This window comes from Crossiella sp. NPDC003009, from assembly GCF_053591555.1.
This window is the reverse complement of the sequence record NZ_JBSFUA010000008.1, coordinates 181,205-201,023: the sequence shown is the minus strand read 5'-3', so window position 1 is coordinate 201,023 and position 19,819 is coordinate 181,205. Positions and strand designations below refer to the sequence as shown.

At 70.5% G+C, this 19,819-nt stretch carries 16 protein-coding genes and 1 tRNA gene; 11 read left to right on the top strand and 6 right to left on the bottom strand.

Annotated features, from left to right (window positions below):
• The first annotated feature begins 60 nt into the window (after positions 1–60).
• A complete protein-coding gene (locus ACWDY5_RS12070) occupies positions 61–1,152 on the top strand; it encodes an ADP-ribosylglycohydrolase family protein (protein WP_449722240.1) in 1,092 nt (363 codons plus the stop codon).
• Here the strand turns inward: ACWDY5_RS12070 and mgrA are convergent, their stop codons facing one another.
• Together mgrA and ACWDY5_RS12060 are read right to left on the bottom strand one after the other, a co-directional pair.
• On the bottom strand, positions 1,153–2,178 hold the full coding sequence (gene mgrA, locus ACWDY5_RS12065; RefSeq protein WP_449722239.1) for an L-glyceraldehyde 3-phosphate reductase: 1,026 nt from the start codon (positions 2,176–2,178) through the stop codon (positions 1,153–1,155).
• A gap of 720 nt (positions 2,179–2,898) precedes the next feature.
• The gene (locus ACWDY5_RS12060) at positions 2,899–3,264 is read right to left on the bottom strand and encodes a hypothetical protein (RefSeq protein ID WP_449722238.1); all 366 of its coding nucleotides are present in this window, start codon (positions 3,262–3,264) and stop codon (positions 2,899–2,901) included.
• Between the two features lie 314 nt (positions 3,265–3,578).
• Between ACWDY5_RS12060 and ACWDY5_RS12055 the strand changes: the two genes are divergently transcribed.
• A complete protein-coding gene (locus tag ACWDY5_RS12055) occupies positions 3,579–4,364 on the top strand; it encodes an FHA domain-containing protein (protein WP_449722237.1) in 786 nt (261 codons plus the stop codon).
• A 12-nt stretch (positions 4,365–4,376) separates the two neighbouring features.
• Complete coding sequence (locus ACWDY5_RS12050) at positions 4,377–4,736, top strand: hypothetical protein (protein ID WP_449722236.1); 360 nt, start codon at positions 4,377–4,379, stop codon at positions 4,734–4,736.
• 286 nt (positions 4,737–5,022) lie between these two features.
• Here ACWDY5_RS12050 and ACWDY5_RS12045 read toward each other — a convergent pair.
• Positions 5,023–5,095, bottom strand: a tRNA-Thr gene (locus tag ACWDY5_RS12045).
• A 164-nt stretch (positions 5,096–5,259) separates the two neighbouring features.
• On the opposite strand from ACWDY5_RS12045, the gene ACWDY5_RS12040 reads away from it, so the two are divergent.
• From ACWDY5_RS12040 to ACWDY5_RS12025, 4 genes are all read left to right on the top strand, one after another.
• Positions 5,260–6,687, top strand: coding sequence for an alpha,alpha-trehalose-phosphate synthase (UDP-forming) (locus ACWDY5_RS12040; protein ID WP_449722235.1), 1,428 nt, complete (start codon positions 5,260–5,262; stop codon positions 6,685–6,687).
• Between the two features lie 70 nt (positions 6,688–6,757).
• Positions 6,758–9,286, top strand: a complete 2,529-nt coding sequence (otsB, locus tag ACWDY5_RS12035; protein WP_449722234.1) for a trehalose-phosphatase — start codon at positions 6,758–6,760, stop codon at positions 9,284–9,286.
• A 62-nt stretch (positions 9,287–9,348) separates the two neighbouring features.
• Positions 9,349–10,821 carry an alpha/beta hydrolase gene (locus ACWDY5_RS12030; RefSeq protein WP_449722233.1) on the top strand — a complete coding sequence of 491 codons (1,473 nt, stop codon included), beginning with the start codon at positions 9,349–9,351 and terminating at the stop codon, positions 10,819–10,821.
• 30 nt (positions 10,822–10,851) lie between these two features.
• Positions 10,852–12,315, top strand: coding sequence for an alpha/beta hydrolase (locus tag ACWDY5_RS12025; RefSeq protein ID WP_449722232.1), 1,464 nt, complete (start codon positions 10,852–10,854; stop codon positions 12,313–12,315).
• Here ACWDY5_RS12025 and ACWDY5_RS12020 read toward each other — a convergent pair.
• On the bottom strand, positions 12,299–12,922 hold the full coding sequence (locus ACWDY5_RS12020) for a TetR/AcrR family transcriptional regulator (RefSeq protein ID WP_449722231.1): 624 nt from the start codon (positions 12,920–12,922) through the stop codon (positions 12,299–12,301). The genes ACWDY5_RS12025 and ACWDY5_RS12020 overlap by 17 nt on opposite strands.
• 147 nt (positions 12,923–13,069) lie before the next feature.
• On the opposite strand from ACWDY5_RS12020, the gene ACWDY5_RS12015 reads away from it, so the two are divergent.
• The gene (locus ACWDY5_RS12015) at positions 13,070–14,290 is read left to right on the top strand and encodes a pentapeptide repeat-containing protein (protein ID WP_449722230.1); all 1,221 of its coding nucleotides are present in this window, start codon (positions 13,070–13,072) and stop codon (positions 14,288–14,290) included.
• Here ACWDY5_RS12015 and ACWDY5_RS12010 read toward each other — a convergent pair.
• Positions 14,256–15,356: a LacI family DNA-binding transcriptional regulator gene (locus ACWDY5_RS12010; protein WP_449722229.1), complete on the bottom strand. Its 1,101-nt coding sequence runs from the start codon at positions 15,354–15,356 to the stop codon at positions 14,256–14,258. The genes ACWDY5_RS12015 and ACWDY5_RS12010 overlap by 35 nt on opposite strands.
• Positions 15,357–15,479: 123 nt before the next feature.
• On the bottom strand, positions 15,480–16,532 hold the full coding sequence (locus ACWDY5_RS12005) for a LacI family DNA-binding transcriptional regulator (protein ID WP_449722228.1): 1,053 nt from the start codon (positions 16,530–16,532) through the stop codon (positions 15,480–15,482).
• A 191-nt stretch (positions 16,533–16,723) separates the two neighbouring features.
• Between ACWDY5_RS12005 and ACWDY5_RS12000 the strand changes: the two genes are divergently transcribed.
• The 3 genes from ACWDY5_RS12000 (at position 16,724) to ACWDY5_RS11990 (ending at position 19,794) form a co-directional block, all read left to right on the top strand.
• On the top strand, positions 16,724–17,983 hold the full coding sequence (locus ACWDY5_RS12000) for an extracellular solute-binding protein (RefSeq protein WP_449722227.1): 1,260 nt from the start codon (positions 16,724–16,726) through the stop codon (positions 17,981–17,983).
• 69 nt (positions 17,984–18,052) lie between these two features.
• Positions 18,053–18,934: a carbohydrate ABC transporter permease gene (locus ACWDY5_RS11995; RefSeq protein ID WP_449722303.1), complete on the top strand. Its 882-nt coding sequence runs from the start codon at positions 18,053–18,055 to the stop codon at positions 18,932–18,934.
• 2 nt (positions 18,935–18,936) lie between these two features.
• Positions 18,937–19,794 carry a sugar ABC transporter permease gene (locus tag ACWDY5_RS11990; RefSeq protein ID WP_252483135.1) on the top strand — a complete coding sequence of 286 codons (858 nt, stop codon included), beginning with the start codon at positions 18,937–18,939 and terminating at the stop codon, positions 19,792–19,794.
• Positions 19,795–19,819 lie beyond the last annotated feature (25 nt).

Below are 19,819 nucleotides of genomic sequence, written 5' to 3'. Positions count from 1 at the left end.
CGTTAGGGTCTGCACAGAGACATTCACCAGAGACATCCACCCGAGGACGCCGGAGGCGAAGTGCCCGCAGATCCGACGGCGCTCCTGGACCGGGGCGCGGGCTGCCTGCTCGGCGGCGCGGTCGGCGACGCCCTGGGCGCCCCGGTGGAGTTCCTGGCCAGGCCGGAGATCCGCCGCGAGTTCGGACCAGCCGGCATCACCGACCCGCCGCGCCCGGCGCTGATCACCGACGACACCCAGCTGGCCCTGTTCACCGCCGAGGGCTACCTGCACGCCTGGGTGCGCGGCAAGCACCGGGGCGTGTGGGGACCGACCGAGACGGTGTGGCAGAGCCTGCGCCGCTGGCTGACCACCCAGCAGTTGGACGGCCCGGCCCCGCTGGCCCGCGGCCTGCTCGCGGACAAGCGGATGTACGCCAGCCGCGCGCCGGGGGTGACCTGCTTACGGGTGCTCCAGTCGGCCACCCTGCCCAACACCACCAGCGACTCCCGCGGCTGCGGCGGGGTCGCCAGGGCCGCGCCCGCCGGTTTCGCGCCCACCCCGCAGACCGCGTACACGCTGGGCTGCGAGTTCGCCGCCCTCACCCACGGTCACCCCGCGGGCTGGGCCCCGGCCGGAGCCCTTGCCCTGATCGTGCACCTGGTAGCGGTCCGTCAACGCCCGTTGGGGGATGCGGTGGACCAGGCCACCGGCCGCGCGCTGCGCGATGACCAGGAGACCGGCCTGGCCCTGGCCGCCGCCTCCGCACTGGCCGCCGCCGACTCGGCCGCGGCCAGGCGGGTGCGCGAGGCCCGCGCCTTCGGCCGCCCGGTGCCGGCCGGTGGTCCGTCGGCGAACTCGGTGGAGCGGCTGGGCGCGGGCTGGATCGGCCCGGAGGCGCTGGCCATCGCGGTCTACGCCGCGCTGACCCACCGCCGCGCCGAGCAGTTCCCGGACGCGCTGCGACTGGCCGCCAACCACTCCGGCGACAGCGACTCCACCGCCGCGATCACCGGCAACATCCTGGGCGCCCTGCACGGCACCGCGGTGCTGCCCAGGGAGTGGGTGGGCAGGCTGGAGCTGTGCGACGTGATCGAGCAGACCGGCCGCGACCTGGCCGCCTCCTGCGCGGGCCTGCCCTTCGACGAGGAGCACTACCTGCTGCCGGAGTGATCAGCTCGCCGAGGACTCGGCCCACAGGTTGATGCCGGCGTCCACCGCGTACTTGTCGATCTCCACCAGTTCGTCCGCGCTGAAGTCCAGGTTCCGCGTCGCCGCCAGGTTCTGCTCCAGCTGCGCCACCGAGCTGGCCCCGACCAGCGCCGAGGTGACCCGGGAGTCCCGCAGCGTCCAGGAGATGGCCAGCTGCGCCAGCGACTGCCCCCGGGACCGGGCGATCTTGTTGAGCGCCCTGATCCGCGCCAGGTTGTCCTCGGTGAGCAGCCCGGTGGACAGCGACCCGTCCCGGCTGGCCCGCGACCCCTCGGGCACCCCGTTGAGGTAGCGGTCGGTCAGCATGCCCTGCCCCAGCGGCGAGAACGCGATGCAGCCAGCGCCGACCTCTTCCAGCACGTCCAGCAGCTCCGGCTCGATCCACCGGTTGAACATCGAGTACGACGGCTGGTGGATCAGCAGCGGCACCCCCATCTCCCGCAGCAGCGCGGCCGCCGCCGCGGTCCGCTCGGCGGAGTAGGAGGAGATGCCGGCGTAGAGCGCCCGCCCGCTGTTCACCGCGGCCGCCAGCGCGCCCATGGTCTCTTCCAGCGGGGTCTCCGGATCGGCCCGGTGCGAGTAGAAGATGTCCACGTAGTCCAAGCCCAGCCGGTCCAGCGACTGGTCCAGCGAGGCCAGCAGGTACTTGCGGGAACCCCAGTCCCCGTAAGGACCGGGCCACATGTCGTACCCGGCTTTTGTCGAGATCACCAGCTCGTCCCGGTACGGGCGCAGGTCCTCGGCCAGCATCCGGCCGAAGTTCTCCTCGGCGCTGCCGTAGGGCGGGCCGTAGTTGTTGGCCAGGTCGAAGTGCGTCACCCCGAGGTCGAAGGCCCGCCGCACGATGGCCCGCCCGGTCTCGTACGGCCGGTCACCACCGAAGTTCTGCCACAGGCCCAGTGAGATGGCGGGCAGCTTGAGGCCGCTGCGCCCGGAGCGGCGGTAGCTGAGCTGGTCGTAGCGCGCGGAGTCGGCCAGGTAGGACAACGCTGCTCCTTGCGGGAGATCGGTGGGTTGCCCAACTTAACCGCGCTAGGCCAACCGGACCAGCCCTCGGCCTGGCCGGGAGCGCGGCTGAACCAGGCACGACGCCCGTCCGGACACACCTTTTGTCAGGCGTGTTCCATTTTTTCACATAAGAGCCCGGCATCTTTCCATTGACCCCGGTAACAATTGATGAGGAGTGGCCCATACCAATCCGGGACAAGTGGACTGGAGACGCGGCCGATGGCACTCGACGGAGAGTCACCACCCGATCGGCGATTACCACGCTTACCGTGCGCGCCCTCACGGTGGGTGACTTGACTCAGACTTGAGTCTGCGCCTGAGACACGGGTGGAGCACAAGAGACCGGCGTGTTTCGCACCGAACGTGCAGCTCAGCGTCCATCGATCGGGTCAACACCGCAGGCATCAGGGTTCGCGAATCCCAATAAGACCTTAAAACTTCGGGGCCGTCCAACCGCTTGCGGTGAATGCCCTACCCCAGTCGTCCGAGGTAAACCGGCAGTTTCCGGACACAAACAGTGACCACACCCACGCGGACATCCACGGATCAGGTTGACTGCACCACGGAAAATCAGAGACACTGGTGGCGCCTACAACTGGGGTGTTGCAGGTCACAAACGGTGGCAGGAATTGTCCGGTCACAAAGATGTGTGGAGCCGGTCCGGTGTTAGCCCACCGGACCGGCTCCGCATGGAACGGATCAGCAGCTGTGGTCCGCTTGGAGTGCGACCAGCCACAGCCCGATCCGGAGCACGGTGAGAAGCGTCTGGATCGCCAACCAGCGGCTCAGGCGCTTCTCACATGCTCGGCACCAGAGTTCACCGCCGACCGTCGATCGGCTCTCGCCGAGCACGAGCACCCTGATACGGTCGCCCAGCTCGGCGAGGAACCTGCGCAGACGACGCCAGGGTCCTCGTGTGAAGTTGTCCATCCGGTGTTTCTCCCGATGGTCGTGGCCCGGCTTTTCCGGACTCCCGCTTGGGGAGAACCCTGGAGTCTCGAAACGCCTGCCACCGGCTCCGCCGAGATAGTCTCCTATCTCTGGATCGATCAGCAAACTCGCCACGGCATATCCTTCGTAGCCAACATCACAGTACGAACCGGAACTTTTACCCAGCGCCATAAGCGCAGGTCAGAGGCAGATTGGGACAGGTCAGCCTAACCTGACCTATACCGCTTCCCAGGGAATTCGCGAGCAGCGCCGCGTGGAAATGGTTCAGCATTAGACAATTCCGGGAACCGTCAGTGGTCTGGACAATACGGCCGGGGCGCGCCCAGCCCGAGTCGTCCCTTTCGGGCAGTCGGCGCACCTGGATGGCGGTATGACCTGGTCAGCGAGATCCGGACCCTGTGTGCACCTCTTGCTCTGGGGGAGGACACATGGCCGATCCAGCCGCGCACGAGCCCCGGTTCACCGTGGTCTCCAGGGGCGGGATGCACCGGTTCGTCTTCCTGGTGCCGCCTGGCCGGTCCGCGGTGGGCCGGGCCGGGGACATCGCGCTGCCCAGCGACGCGGTCAGCCGCAGGCACGCCTGCCTGGACCGGAGCGGGGACGAGGTGCTGGTCAGCGATCTCGGTTCCACCAACGGCACCTGGCTCAACGGGCAGCGGCTGCACGGCCCGCAGGCGTTGCGCGACGGCGACCTGCTGCGCCTGGGCGGGCTGGAGCTGCGCTACTCCGCGCCGGAACCCAGCCGGTACTACCCGGGGGACAGCTACCAGGTGCGGGACCTGCGGGGCGGGGCGATCAACATCGGGCCGGGCGAGCAGCACGTGGCCGGGCGGGACCAGTACGACAACCGCTCCTATGACCAGCGCCGCTACGACCAGCGCCGGTACGAGGAAGCGCACATCACCGTGGACAACGACCCGATGACCGCGCTCACCGAGGGCGCCGGGGTGGGCAGACTGGTCATGGTGGTCGGGCTGCTGGTCGCGCTGGCCGGGTCCGCGCTGTTCGCCTGGACGATCTTCTCCGGCATGTCCGGGATCTCCGGCGGCAGGCCGGTGGACCCGTTCAGCATGAAGTTCCACGGCCTGCCCGCGGTGCCGCTGGGCTTCGGCGCCTTCGCCGCGGGCGGCATCCTGGCCTCCATCGGCGGCGCCATGGCCAAGGCCGCCCGCCGCCGCAAGGACCGCGCCGAGCGCCGCCGGAACCGCTACTGACCTGGAGGACCCATGCGCGACAACTACGACATCCGCGGGGTGCGCGGGACCAACGTCAACATCGGCCCCGGCCAGCAGTACGTGGCAGGCCGGGACCAGCACATCGGCCAGGGCCACGAGCTGCTCACCGAGGTCCAGTCGCTGCGCAGGGCACTGGACGAGCTCCGGCTCACCGGGGCCGAGCGCCGGGAGGCCGACCGCGCGCTGGACGAGGTGGCCGAGGAGCTCCAGTCCCCGCAACCGGACCGCAGCCGCATCGCAACCCAGACCAACCGCCTGACCACACTGCTGCAACGAGCGAGCGCACTGGCCTCGGCGGGCGCGGCACTACTCGGACCATTAGGCGCGCTCACCACGTGGCTGGGCTCCTGACACAACAAAACCGAAACCAGCCCAGGCGAGCCCAGCCCAGACCAGGCGAGACCAGACCAGACCAGACCAGGCGAGACCAGACCAGACCAGGCGAGGCGAGGCGAGGCGAGACACGACGAGGCGAGGCGAGGCGACGCGAGGCGCGGAGCGGCGACGCGAGGCGCGGCGCCAAACCACGCTGGTTCGGCACCAGCCGCACCGTGGGGGTCCGGGGGCTCGGCCCCCGGATTCACACAACGAGCCCCGGCGAAGCCGCCAACGGCGGCGAGCAGCCAGAGGCGCTACGAGCCGGTGACGGGACTTGAACCCGTAACCCCTCGCTTACAAGGCGAGTGCTCTGCCAATTGAGCTACACCGGCATGCGTGCCGCGAACATCGTAAGCGGCACGCGCCCGTGCGCATAACAACCGCCCGATTGCGGACTGTGACAGCCGTTACGCCAACAGGTAGACCTGCGGCGTTGTGGATAACCTCAGGTCACGGATCCCTGTCGACAAAGGAGGCGGACCCGGTGGGTGCTGCGATGGACTCGACCGCTGACTTCATCGTGATCGCCAACCGTCTACCCGTCGACCTCGAGCGGTTGGACGACGGCACGGAGCGGTGGAAACGCAGTCCGGGTGGGCTGGTCTCCTCGCTGGAGCCGTTCCTGCGCTCGCGCAGTGGCGCCTGGGTCGGCTGGCCGGGGGTGGCCGACGCCGAGGTCGAGCCGTTCGAGGAGACCGGGGTGCAGCTGCATCCGGTGCAGCTGAGCGCGCAGGAGGTGCGCGACTACTACGAGGGCTTCTCCAACGGGACGCTGTGGCCGCTCTACCACGACGTGGTGGCCCCGCCCGCCTACCACCGCAAGTGGTGGGACGCCTACGTGAAGGTCAACCAGCGCTTCGCCGACGCCACCGCCAAGATCGCCGCCGAGGGCGCGACCGTGTGGGTGCAGGACTACCAGCTGCAGCTGGTGCCCGCGATGCTCCGGGAACAGCGGCCGGACCTGCGGATCGGGTTCTTCCTGCACATCCCGTTCCCGCCGGTGGAGCTGTTCATGCAGCTGCCCTGGCGCGGGGAGATCATCCGCGGGCTGCTCGGCGCGGACCTGGTCGGGTTCCACCGGCCGGGTGGCGCGCAGAACTTCCTCTGGCTGGCCCGCAGGCTGCTCGGCCTTGAGCCGACCAGGGGCGCGGTGGGTGTGCGCACCCGGCCCGGCCTGGTGCCGGTGGGTGACCGGCTGGTGCGGGTCGGCGCGTTCCCGATCTCCATCGACTCCGCCGGGCTGGACCAGCTGGCGCGCACCCGCGAGGTGCAGCAGCGGGCCGCGGAGATCCGGCGTGAGCTGGGCAATCCGAAGAAGATCCTGCTGGGCGTGGACCGCCTCGACTACACCAAGGGCATCGACGTCCGGCTGCGCGCGCTGCACGAGCTGCTGGCCGAGGAGCGGATCGACTCACAGGACGTGACCATGATCCAGCTGGCCACGCCCAGCCGGGAGCGGGTCGAGCACTACCAGCAGATGCGCGAGGACATCGAGCGCGGTGTGGGACGGATCAACGGCGAGTTCGCTCGGGTGGGTCACCCGGCCGTGCACTATTTGCACCAGTCGGTGGACCGCAAGGAGCTGGCCGCCTTCTTCTGTGCCGCTGATGTGATGGTGGTGACACCGGTTCGGGATGGTATGAACCTGGTCTGCAAGGAGTACGTGGCCTGCCGACACGACCTCGGTGGAACACTTGTTCTCAGTGAGTTCGCCGGAGCCGCCGCCGAACTCACGAGCGCTTTTCTCGTCAACCCGCATGATCTGGATGGCGTGAAGAACGCATTGCAGGCTGCCCTCACCGTTGATCCGGCCGAGGGCCGCCGTAGGATGCGCGCTCTGCGCCGCCAGGTCCTCACCCACGACGTCGACCGCTGGGCTCGATCGTTCCTCGAGGCGCTTGGCACGCAGAGCAACGCGACATAGGTGGCGCCCATCCCCCGGGGCGCGCCCACATAGTTCTCAACCGCCCCGAACGCCACGTAGGAGGAAGGCGTTGACCGCCGAAACCCTCCCCATCGAGTTGCGGCGCGCGATCATTCAGCTGGCTCGGTCTCCGAGGCTGCTGGTCGCCTGCGACTACGACGGGACCCTGGCCCCGATCGTCGCCGATCCCGAGCGTGCCCGGCCGCTGCCGGAGTCGGTGAACGCGCTGCGGTCGCTGGCCGCCCTGCCCGCCACCACGATCGCGGTCATCTCCGGGCGCGCCCTGCGCGACCTGGCCACCCTGTCCCGCCTGCCGGCCGAGGTCCACCTGGTGGGCTCGCACGGCTCGGAGTTCGACGTCGGCTTCGTGCACGAGCTGGACGCCGCCGCCAAGGACCGGCTCACCCGGGTCCGCCGGGCGATCGAGGAGATCGTCGCGGACGCTCCCGGCGTGCACCTGGAGTTCAAGCCCGCCTCGGTGGCGGTGCACTCCCGGCGCGCCGAGCCGGAGATCGGCGAACGCGTCTTCGAGGCCGTCCGCCAGGGCCCGTGCACCTGGCCGGACATCCAGGTCACCGAGGGCAAGGCGGTGATCGAGCTGGCCGTGATCCAGACCGACAAGGGCCACGCCCTCGACGTGCTCCGGCACCAGGTGGCCGCCTCGGCCGCGTTCTTCATCGGCGACGACGTCACCGACGAGAAGGCCTTCGTCCGCCTGGCAGGCCCTGACCTGGGCGTGAAGGTGGGCGACGGCGAGAGCGCCGCGCAGTACCGCATCCCGGACACCGCCGAGGTCGCGCTGGTGCTGGCCTTCCTGCTGGAGGAGCGCCGGAACTGGCTCTACGGCGAGCAGGCGGTGCCGATCGAACGCCTCACCATGCTGGCCAACGAGCGCTCGGTCGCCCTGGTCACCCCGGACGCCCGGCTGACCTGGCTGTGCCACCCCGAGCCGGACTCGGCGGCGATCTTCGCCGACCTGCTCGGCGGGCCGAGCGCGGGCCACTTCTCCATCAAGCCCGAGCGCAACGGCCTGCCCCTTGGCCAGCGCTACGTGCCCGGCACCATGACGGTGGAGACCCGCTGGTCCAAGCTGCTGGTCACCGACTACCTGGACCACTACGCGCAGCCGCAGCGCACCGACCTGGTCCGGGTGATCTCCGGCGACACCACCGCGCTGGTCACCTTCGCGCCGCGGCCGGAGTTCGGCCAGGTCCCGGTGTCGCTGGTGGCCGAGGACGACGGGCTGCGGGTGCTGGGCACCTCGGACCCGATCGTGCTGCGCTCCCCCGGCGTGCACTGGCAGGTCACCAGCGACGGCCAGCACGACACCGCGCAGGCCATCGTCGCGGTGCACCCCGGCTCGCCGGTGGTGCTGGAGCTGCGCTGCGGCACCGACGACCTCACCGCCGCGGAGACCCCGGAGGCCGAGCGCCGTGGCCGCGCCGACCGCTACTGGTCGGAGTGGCTGAGCACGCTCGACCTGCCCAAGACCCAGCGCGAGCTGGTGGCCCGCTCCGCGCTGACCCTGCGCGGCCTGCAGCACGGGGAGACCGGCGCCTTCCTGGCCGCGGCCACCTCCTCGCTGCCGGAGGAGATCGGCGGGGTCCGCAACTGGGACTACCGCTACTGCTGGGTCCGCGACGCCGCTCTGTCCGCGCAAGCGTTGGTGTCGCTGGGTTCCCTCGCCGAGGCCGAGGCCTACCTGGGCTGGCTGCACACCGTGCTGGGCACGCTGACCAGCCCGGAGCGGCTGCACCCGCTCTACACCCTGCACGGCACCACGCTGGGCCCGGAAGCGGTGCTGGACACCCTGCCCGGCTACGCGGGCTCGCGCCCGGTGCGGGTGGGCAACCTGGCCAACCAGCAGGTCCAGCTGGACGTCTTCGGCCCGGTGGTCGACCTGGTCAAGAAGCTGACCGAGGCCAGGGGCAAGCTGACCGACGAGGACTGGCGCATGGTGCAGGCCATGGCCGAGGCGGTCACCCGCCGCTGGCACGAGCCCGACCACGGCATCTGGGAGGAGCGCGCCGCACCGCGGCACCGCGTGTACTCCAAGGTCATGTGCTGGGTCACCCTGGACCGCGCGATCGCCCTCGGCGAGAGCTTCGGCCGGGAGGTCGACCCGGAGTGGGCCAAGCTGCGCGAGACCATCCGCGCGGACGTGCTGGAGCACGGCTGGAACGACGAGGTCCAGTCCTTCACCACCGCCTACGACGGCACCGACCTGGACGCGGCCACCCTGCACATCGGCCTGTCCGGCCTGATCGACCCGGCTGACGAGCGCTTCCAGGCCACGGTCACCGCGACCGAGGCCGAACTGCGCTCCGGCGTCACCGTCTACCGGTACCACCGCGACGACGGCCTGCCGGGCTCCGAGGGCGGCTGGCACCTGTGCGCGGCCTGGATGATCGAGGCGTACCTGCTCACCGGCCGCCGCACAGAGGCCGAGGAGCTGTTCCAGCAGATGGTGGACTGTGCCGGGCCGACCGGGCTGCTGCCGGAGGAGTACGACCCGGTGGCCGAGCGCTCGCTGGGCAACCACCCGCAGGCGTACTCGCACCTGGGCCTGATCCGCTGCGCCCAGCTGCTGGACGCCTGAGCCGAAAGCACCAACGAACGGGCCGTCGCGCGAACCGCGCGACGGCCCGTAGTTTCTGGCACATGCGTACCAGCCGGGCCGCGTTCGCGGCATCCCTGACGGCGCTCCTCGCGTTGTCCCTCACTCCGCCGGTGACCGCCGCGCCGCAGAGTCCACAGTGGACAGACTGCGACGCCAACCCCGCCACCCCACTGGAATGCGCCACCCTGCGCGCGCCACTGGACTACCGGGCGCCGGGCGGGAAGACCGTCGAGCTGGCCATCTCCCGGCTCAGGGCGGCGGATCCGGCCAAGCGGCACGGGGTGCTGCTGGTCAACCCGGGCGGGCCGGGTGGCAGCGGGCTGGACATGCCGCTGGGACTCGCGCAGACCTTCCCCAAGGACGTGCTGGACCGGTTCGACCTGATCGGCTTCGACCCCCGGTTCGTGGGCAAGAGCAGCCCGCTGTCCTGCGGGTTCACCGGCACGGTCTTCGACGCGCTGTGGCCGAGGCTGCCCGGTCCCGGTGGGTTCCCGGCCGAGGTGAAGGCGGCCAAGGAGGTCGCCCAGCAGTGCCAGCAGGCGGAAGGGGACCGGTTGCCCTTCGCCTCCACCCGCAACGCCGCCCGGGACCTGGACGTGGTCAGGGCCGGGCTGGGCGAGCAGCGGATCAGCTTCTACGGCGGGTCCTACGGCACCTACCTGGGCGCGGTGTACGGCCAGCTGTTCCCGGCGCGGGTGGACCGGATGGTGCTGGACGGCGCGATCGACCCGGCCAAGGTCTGGCACGGCATGAACCGGGGCTGGGGACCGGCCGCGGAGACCGCGTTCGCTGACTGGGCAGCCTGGGCGGCGGAGCGGGACGCCACCTACCACTTCGGCGCGACCCCGGCCGCGGTGCGCGCGCACTACGCGGAACTGGGCCGGGCGCTGGACCAGCGGCCCGCCCAGTACGGGCAGCTGAAGCTGGACGGCAACACGCTGCGCGAGGTGAGCAGGCTGGTGCTCTACAGCGACCGCAGCGACCCGGTGCTCGCCGGGCTGGTCGCCGACCTGGCCGACGGGCAGCTCAGCGACCCGGCGGTGCGCGGCTTCCTGGACGCGGTGCTGGCCACCTTCCCCGCGGACAACTTCGTCTCGGTCTTCCTGGCCGTGCAGTGCACCGACGCCGCCTGGGACCGCAACCCGGCCCGGTACGCCGCCGAGACCGCGCTGGACGCCCGGCGGTACCCGTTCTTCGGCGCGGCGGCGGCCGGCATCGGGCCGTGCGCGTACTGGCCGCACCGGCCGCTGGAGCAGACCACCAGGATCCGCCCGGCCCGGCACGGCGCGCTGGTGGTCGGCGCCACCGGGGACTCGGCCACGCCGTACGCCGGGGCGGTCAGCATGCGCCGGATGCTCGGCGAGAACGCCAGGCTGCTGACCCTGGCGGATGCCCGGATGCACGGGCTCTACGCCCGCTACGGCAACGCCTGCGTGGACAACACGGTGACGAAGTACCTGGTCAGCGGCAGCCTGCCGGAGTCGGATCAGCGCTGCGCGAACGTACCTGGCTGATCACGTACTAAGTACGCTAGCTTCGGTGGCATGCCCCACCGAAGGTACTTGCTGGCCACGGCCGCCGTCGCCCTGCTCGCGACGACGGCCGCGCCCGCCACCGCCGAACCCACCTCGGAACGTCCACAGTGGACAGACTGCGACGGCCAGCCCGGCACGCCCCAGGAATGCGCCACTCTGACCGTGCCGCTGGACTACCGGCACCCGGGCGGCCGCAAGATCCAGATCGCCATCTCCCGGATCAAGGCCGCCGACCCGGCCAAGCGGCACGGCATCCTGCTGACCAACCCGGGCGGGCCGGGCGGCGCGGGCCTTGACCTGCCGAGCGACCTGCACGGCAGGCTGCCCAAGGACGTGCTGGACCGCTTCGACCTGATCGGCATGGACCCGCGCGGGATCGGCCAGAGCGGGCAGGTCGCCTGCGGCCAGACCGGTTCGCTGTTCGAGGTGACCTGGCCCCGGCACCCCGGCAAGCACGGCTTCGCCGCCGACGCGCGGGCCGCCGCCGACCTCGCCCAGCAGTGCTACCGGCGCTTCGGCGACCTGGCGCCCTTCCTGACCACCCGCAACGTCGCCCGCGACCTGGACGCGGTCCGGGCCGCGCTCGGCGAGCGCACGGCCAGCTACTTCGGCACCTCCTACGGCACCTACCTGGGCGCGGTCTACACCCAGCTGTTCCCAGAGCGGGCCGACCGGGTGGTGCTGGACAGCGCGGTCGACCCGGCCTCGGCCTGGCGGCAGAGCTTCCGCAACTGGGGCCCGGTGAACGAGCAGGCGCTGGCCGACTGGGCGGACTGGACGGTGCGCAACGGCGCGCCGCTGGGCCAGACCGCCGAGCGGGTCAGGGCCCGGCTGGACGCGCTGCTGCCGAAGCTGGACCGCAACCCGGTCAAGCACGGCTCGTTCACCTTCACCGGCGAGGTGCTGCGCCCGGTGGTCCGCGGGGTGCTCTACGACGAGCGCGACAACCCGGCGCTGGCCGCGCTGATCGGCGACCTGGACCGCGGCGCGCTGCGCGACCCGGCGGCGATCGCCCTGGCAGACCAGGTGGCCGCGCTGCCCCCCGCGGACGAGCTGTTCTCCGGTCACCTGGCGGTGGCCTGCGACGACGCCGAATGGCCGCGCGATCCGGCCCGCTACGCGGTGGACTCGGCCCTGGACGGGCGCAAGTACCCGTTCTTCGGCGCGGCGGCCGGCAACATCCACCCGTGCGCGTTCTGGCCGGGCAAGCCGGTCGAGCCGCCGGCCCAGGTGGTGCCGGGCCGGGCGAAGAGCGTGCTGATCGTGCAGGCATCCGGCGACACCTCGACCCCGCTGGTCGGAGCCCAGGGGCTGCGCCGCGCGCTCGGCGACCAGGCACGGCTGGTGCTGCTGGAGAACACCCGCGTGCACGGGGTCTACGCCAACTTCGGCAACGCCTGCGTGGACGCGGAGGTGACCGGCTACCTCATCGCCGGTGCGTTGCCCGCCAAGGACGTCAGCTGCCGGAAGTAGTGCCGAGCACCAGGTCCAGCCCGGCCTCGAACAGCTCCTCCTCGTCGAGGCCGGGCAGCACCGAGAGCACCGCGTGCAGCGCGGGATGGGTCTCCGGCGGGAAGTCCGCCGCGGTCGGCGGCCGCTCGGGGTGCTGGACCATCTTGGCCGTGTTGCGGGTCAGGCTGCCCAGCACCAGCCAGTTGGCCGCCGCCCCGCGCAGCAGCGCCTCGCGCGGGGACATCCCGGCGTGCAGCAGCGCGGCGAAGGCGGCCTCGTTGAGCCGCAGGTCGTACTCGCCGGGCCGGTCCATCCGCACCACCAGCTGGATCAGGCAGGGGTGGGCCAGCAGTACCGCCCGGTGCGCGCGCATGGCCCGCTTCAGGCCCTCGGTGCCCTCTTCCAGCGCGGGCAGCGGGGTGCGGGTGACCAGGTCCTCGTAGGCCGCGGCGAGCAGCTCGTCCTTGCCGGCGAAGTAGGTGTAGATCGCCATCGGCTTGGCGCCCAGCGCGGTGGCCAGCGCGCGGATGGTGAGCCCGTCCACGCCGTCGGCGTCCATCAGCTCGATCGCCTTGGCCAGCACCAGCGACCGGTTCAGCCTGCCCCGAGTGCGCGGCGCCTGAGTCATAGCGGCAAGGATAACCGGGGAGATTTACGAAGGCGCACGTGACAATTCGACGGCGCCGGTCGAATGGTGAGTTCATTCTCTCGGCCGTCCGGGTGGAAAAACATCCTTCACCAGGAGGAACGGCAGATCGGGAGAGACAATCTGGGCATGGAGCCCTGGCTGTGGGTCGGCGGTGGCGCGGCCGGTCTGGTGACCGCGGTCGTGCTGCTGCTCCTGCGCGCGCGACGGGCGGACAAGGACAAGCAGAGCGTCATGCTCGGCGCCACCATCTGCGGCGCGATCGGCGTGCTCGGCCTGGCCGTGGGCTGGCTGCTGAGCTCCGATCCGGGCGCGGGCCGGGCCGAGGCGCTCAAGACCGGCGGCGTGGCCTCGGGCGCGCTGATCGCGCTGTACGCGTTGTGGCTCAACGACCGCAGGCGGCGCACCGAGGAGGACCGGCGGGAGATCGAGCGGGACCGGCAGACCGTGGAGGTGGCCCGCCAGGAGCTGGAGCGGGTGCGCGCCATGCACGACCGGGAGCGGGTGGCCGACGAGCGGTTCGCCCGCTCGGTGGAGCTGCTCGGGCACGAGGCGGACCAGGTCCGGGTGGGCGCCCTGCACGCGCTGGTGGGCCTGGCGCGGGCGCATCCGACCCGCACCCAGACCGTGGTGGACGTGCTGTGCTCCTACCTGCGCCGCCCGTTCCGGCACGAGCGCTACAAGACCCTGCGCAACCAGCTCAGCGGCGATGACATCCAGCCGTCGCCCAAGCCCAAGAAACTGCCGCACGCCGAGGACGAGCAGGACCGCGCGGAAGACCGGGAACGCCAGGTCCGGCTGGCCGCGCAGCGGCTGGTCGCGGAAATCCTGCGCAACGCGCCGGAAGACGTGGTCTGCAATCTCGACCTGACCGGCGCGGTGCTGGAGAACTTCGTGCTCAACCAGTGCCGGGTCGGCGTGTTCAGCGCCCCGGACGCCGAGCTCTACGCCGGCTTCACCCTGGACGCGGTCACCTTCACCGGCACCGTCGAGCTGACCGGCAGCCTGTTCTACGGAAAAGCGAGTTTCAGCACCTCGGAGTTCCACGGCGAGGTCCAGGCCGCGGAAACGGAATTCCACGATGACGCGATCTTCAGCTTCATCAAGGCGTTCAAATACGTCAACTTGGAAAGCGCGGTGTTCAAACGCGCCGCCCTGTTCGACGAATCCACCATCGAGACGCTGAACCTGGACCTGGCCGACATCGGCGAGGTCCTCGGCATGCAGAACGTCGAGCTGACCAACCCCGAGGACCGGTTGCGGCTGCCCAGGGGCTGGCGCGCGGTGCTGGACCGCAAGGGCAAGGTGCTCGAGGTCAGGGGCCGTACCACTGCTGAGCGGCTGGCTTAGGCGCGCCCGAGCTGGTGCCCACGATCAGTTCGGTGTCCAGGGTGACCGTGCGCGGGCGACCGGGGTCGACCGTGTCCAGCAGCAGCCGGCCCGCGGCCCTGCCCTTCTCCAGCACCGGCTGGCGCACCGTGGTCAGCCCGGCGCGCTCGGCGTCCGGGATGCCGTCGAAGCCGGTCACGGTCAGGTCCTGCGGCACCCGCAGCCCCCGCCGCTGGGCTTCGGCCAGCGCGCCGAGGCCGAGGATGTCGGAGGTGCAGATGATCGCGGTGATCTCCGGGTCGCGGTCGAGCAGCTGGGCGGCGGCGGTGGAGCCGGAGGCGATGGTGTGGTCGAAGCGCTCCACCACCGGCACGCCGGCCCAGTCCACGCCGGCCGCGGCGAACTCGGTGGCCAGCGCCTCCAGCCGGGCGCGCTGCACGTGGAAGTGCGCCTCGTGCTGACGGTGCACCGGCACGAAGCTGTCGTTGCGGTCGCGGGCCAGGCGCATGCAGATCACGCCGACCCTGCGGTGCCCCAGCTCGATCAGGTGCCGGGCCATCCGGCCCATCGCGCCGCGGTCGTCGATGCCGACCCGGTCCACGGTGCCGATCTCCGGCTGGTCGCAGACCACGGTCGGCACCGGGCGCTCGAGCACCGCGGCCAGGTGCGGGTCGTCATCGGGCACCGAGTAGACGACGAAGCCGTCCACCCCGGCCCGGTGCACCGCGGCCACGTCCTCGCGCTCGGGGTTGGCCGGCACCAGCAGCAGGCCGGTCCCGGCGTCCTCGCAGGCCAGCGCCAGTCCTTCCAGGAAGGCGATGGCCGCTGGGTCGCGGAAGGCGTAGGAAAGGTTCTCGGTGAGCAGCAGCCCGACCGCGCCCGCCTTGCGGGTGCGCAGCGAGCGGGCCACCGGGTCAGGTCCCGGGTAGCCGAGTCTGCGGGCCGTCTCCAGCACTCGGCGCCGGAGTTCCGGCGAGAGCTGGTCCGGCCGGTTGTAGGCGTTGGAGACCGTCGTGCGGGAAACCCCGAGTTCCGCTGCCAGCGACGCCAGTGTCGCAGGGCGCCGCGCGTTCAAAGACCGCGCCATGAAGTGACCGTAACGGTTCAGAACCACCTAGTGAAGCCTGGGTGACCAAGCTGTGTTCAGAGCCATGAAAGGCCAGCTCGTTCGGGTGATCACCGGCCGCATTGGTCCAGACCATCTCAGAGGTCAGGACAACGGCGCGGTCGACTCCCTGACCACCAGCTTCGGCCGGAACACCCGGCTGTAACTACCCCCGGCGCGGCGCACGGCCGGGTTCAACCGCTGGACCAGCTCGTCCACCGCGGCCCTGGCCATCTCCTCGATCGGCTGGGCCAGCGTGGTCAGCGCGGGCGAGCAGTAGGCGGCCAGCGGGATGTCGTCGAAGCCGACGATGGAGAGCTCGCGCGGCACGGACAGCCCGCGCCGGTGCGCCTCGCGCATCGCGCCCAGGGCCATGTGGTCGGAGGAGCAGATCACCGCGCTGGGCCGGGGGCCGTCGAGCAGACCGGCCATCGCGGCCGCGCCACCGGCCGCGCCGTAGGGGGCGTGCGCGACCAGCGCCGGGTCGGCGGGCAGCCCGGCCTCCTCCAGCGCGGCGGACCAGCCCGCGCGCTTGAGCCGGGAGGGCAGCGAGCGGGCCGGGCCGCAGACGAAGCCGATCCGCCGGTGCCCGAGCTCGACCAGGTGCCGGGCGGCCAGGTAGCCGGCCACCTGCTCGTCCACCGTCACGTCCGGCACGTCCAGCGCGGGCGCGCCGCCGTTGACGAAGACCATCTGCACGCCGTCGGCCAGCAGCTTGCTGTAGTAGCTCGCGCCGCCGTCCTCGGCGTTGTTGATCTCCGGCGAGACGAAGACCATGCCCTCCACGCCGCGGGCGAGCAGCATCCGGACATATTCCTCTTCGACCAGCTCCCGCCCGTCCAGGTCGGCCCCGTCGGCGCGCAGGCTGGCCGAGCGGGTGTTGCACAGCAGCGAGCCGTAGCCGGCCCGGGCCGCCCTGGTCTCCAGGGCTTCGGCGAAGGCGGGGAAGACCGGGTTGGACAGTTCGGGCACCAGCAGGCCGATCACTCCGGTGCGTTGCAGCGCCCCGAGGCCGCGCGGGGTGTAGGGCAGGTCGGCGAGCACGCCGAGCACCCGTTGCCGGGTCGCCTCGTTGACCCCGGCCCGCCGGTTCAGGACCCGGCTGACCGTGGAGATGCTGACCCCGGCCGCACGCGCGATATCGGCAAGTCCCGTCACGAGCCGACAGCCTGCCGCGTACAGCAAGTTTTTGCAATCACTGGTCCATCCGGCGCTGTTACCAGCCCCCGTTACGGCTTGGTTACGCGGTAGACCTTGACCAAACCCGGGCATTGGGTATGAAATCCGCGTCAGCCTCAACGCAAAAGCTTGCAAAGATGCAGCGGGTACCGGAGGGAACGACAGCAACGATGCGACGCACTTCCCGAGGACAGGTTTCGAAGCTCGCCAAGGCCGCCGCCCTCGGCCTGGCCGGTGCGCTGGCCCTCACCGCCTGCGGTGGTGGTGGCGGGGCGGGCGACTCCAGCAAGGTCGTCTACTGGGACACCAGCGGTCCCAACGAGTCCCCCGTGTTCAAGAAGATCGCGGAGGGCTGCGCGAGCAAGGACGGCTATCAGGTCTCGGTGGAGACGGTGGCCTTCGACCAGGCCCGCAGCAACTTCAAGACCAGCGCGCAGGGCGGCCAGGGCGCGGACGTGTTCCGGGCCGAGGTGGCCTGGGTGCCGGAGCTGGCGCACAACGGCCTGGTGGTCGACCTGACCGACACCGCGCTGGGCAAGGACACCGCCGACTTCCTGGAAGTCCCGCTGGGCTCGACCAAGTACAACGGCAAGACCTACGGCATCCCGCAGGTCACCGACGCGCTGGCGCTCTACTACAACAAGAAGGCGCTGGCCGACGCCGGGATCGCGGTGCCGGCCACCTGGGCCGAGGTCAAGGCCGCCGGCGCCAAGCTGGGCGAGAAGGCGCTGTTCATCAACAACGACGGCTACTACGCGTTGCCCTTCATCTACGGCGAGGGCGGCGACCTGGTGGACACCGCCAGCAAGAAGATCCTGGTCAACTCGCCGGAGTCGGTGAAGGGCCTGGAGACCGCGAAGGGCCTGCTGGACGCCAAGGCGGCGCAGACCGCGCAGGACCCGACCAACTCCAACACCAACATGAAGGCCGCCTTCTCCACCGGCGGCGTGGCCATGGTCATCGACGGCCCGTGGGCCGCGGTGGACCTGCTCAAGGGCGACGCCTTCAAGGACCCGGCCAACCTGGGCATCGCGCCGGTCCCGGCGGGCTCGGCCGGCTCCAGCTCCCCGGTCGGCGGCCACGACTACGTGGTGCGCCAGGGCAGCAAGGCCAAGGACAACGCGATCAAGCTGGTGCAGTGCATGTCCAGCACCGCCTCCCAGGTGACCATCGCCAAGGAGCTGGGCCTGCTGCCCACCCGCAAGTCGGCCTACGAGTCGGCCGAGGTCAAGGCGCAACCGGTGGTCGCGGGCTTCACCCCGGTGGTGCAGAAGGCGCACCCGCGCCCGTGGATCCCGCAGGGCGGCGAGCTGTTCGACCCGCTGAAGATCGCTTACGCGGACGTGCTCTCCGGCAAGAAGACGGCCAAGGCTGCCCTGGACGAGGTGGCCAAGACCTACAAGGACCAGGTCGTCAAGGACTACAGCTGATTCAGGCGTCCCCGGAGAGATGAGCTAGTCGTGCGGAACTTCTTCGCCAGGCACTGGTACGCCTACGCGATGGTGCTGCCGGTCGTGGTGGTGATCGGGGTGCTCGTCCTGCTGCCGCTGGTGCAGGGCGTCTACTACAGCTTCACCAACATCAACGAAGCCACGATCGCCAACCCGATCCTGGACCGTCCGGCCACCTATGAGTGGGTCGGGCTGACCAACTACCTCAACGTGCTCTCCGGGGACCCCTCCTACGGGGACTTCTGGGCCGTGCTGGTGCGCACGCTGGTCTGGACCTTCGCCAGCGTTTTCTTCCACTACGTGATCGGCCTCGGCCTCGCGGTGCTGCTCAACCGGCGGATCGCCGGGCGCGGGCTGTACCGGGTGCTGCTGATCCTGCCCTGGGCGGTGCCCGCGTTCATCAGCGCGTTCGCCTGGAAGTACATGTTCAACGCGCAGTACGGGATCATCAACCAGCTGCTCGGCTCGATCGGGCTGCCGCAGCCGGTGTGGCTGGGCCAGTCCGACCTGGCGCTGGTCGCGGTGATCATGGTCAACATCTGGCTCGGCGTGCCGTTCATGATGGTGGCCCTGCTCGGCGGCCTGCAGTCCATCCCAGGCGAGCTGTACGAGGCGGCCGAGATCGACGGCGCCTCCGCCTGGCAGCGCTTCCGCAACATCACCCTGCCCGGCCTGCGCTCGGTGTCCAGCACCGTGGTGCTGCTGGGCACCATCTGGACCTTCAACATGTTCGCGGTGATCTACCTGGTCACCGGCGGGGTCAACCCGAACACCCGCATCCTGGTCATCTACGCCTTCGAGCGGTTCTTCTCGGGCGCCTCCCGGGACTACGCGATCGCCTCGACCTACGGCGTGCTGATCCTGTCGCTGCTGCTGGTGTTCGCCTCCGGCTATCGCAGGGCGCTGCGCAAGCAGGGCGAGGTGTGGTGAAGATGTCGACCAAACTGAAGCGCGACCAGCGTTCTCCACTGGCCAGTTTCGGACTGCACGCCACGCTCGTGGTGGCCTCGGTGATCGCGGTGTTCCCGGTGTTCTGGGTGCTGGTCACCTCGTTCAAACCGGACTCCCGCGCGGTGGAGCCGACCCCGAAGCTGATCAACGAGTTCACCGCGGGCAACTACACCGACGTGCTCTCCGGCGCCAAGGGCGACTTCCTGGCCTGGTTCGGCAACTCGGTGCTGATCGCCCTGCTGACCACGGTGATCGCGGTGTTCCTGTCCGCGACCACCGGCTACGCGGTCAGCCGGTTCCGCTTCCCCGGCTACCGCCCGGCGATGCTGAGCTTCCTGATCATCCAGATGTTCCCGTTCGCGGTGCTGATCGTGCCGCTGTACAACATCATGCTCAGCCTCGGCTTGCAGGGCAGCAGCTTCGGCCTGGTGCTGATCTACTGCACCACCGCGATCCCGTTCTGTGCCTACATGCTCAAGAGCTACTTCGACACCATCCCTGCCGACATCGACGAGGCGGGGCGGATCGACGGGCTGTCCCACTTCGGCGTGTTCTGGCGCCTGGTGCTGCCGCTTGCCCGTCCGGGCTTGGCGGTGACCGCTTTCTACGCCTTCCTCACCGCCTGGGGCGAGGTCGCCTTCGCCTCCGCCTTCCTGTCCGCGGCTGACGAGAACAAGACGCTGGCGGTCGGGCTCCAGGTTTTTGTGCAGCAGAACCGCACGGAGTGGGGCCACCTGGCAGCTGCATCGATTCTGGTCGCGATCCCCGCGGTCATCGTCTTCTACCTGGTGCAACGCTTCCTGGTGACCGGGCTGGCCGCGGGCGCGGTGAAGGGCTGACCCGGGCAGAGGCAGCCGCCATTGT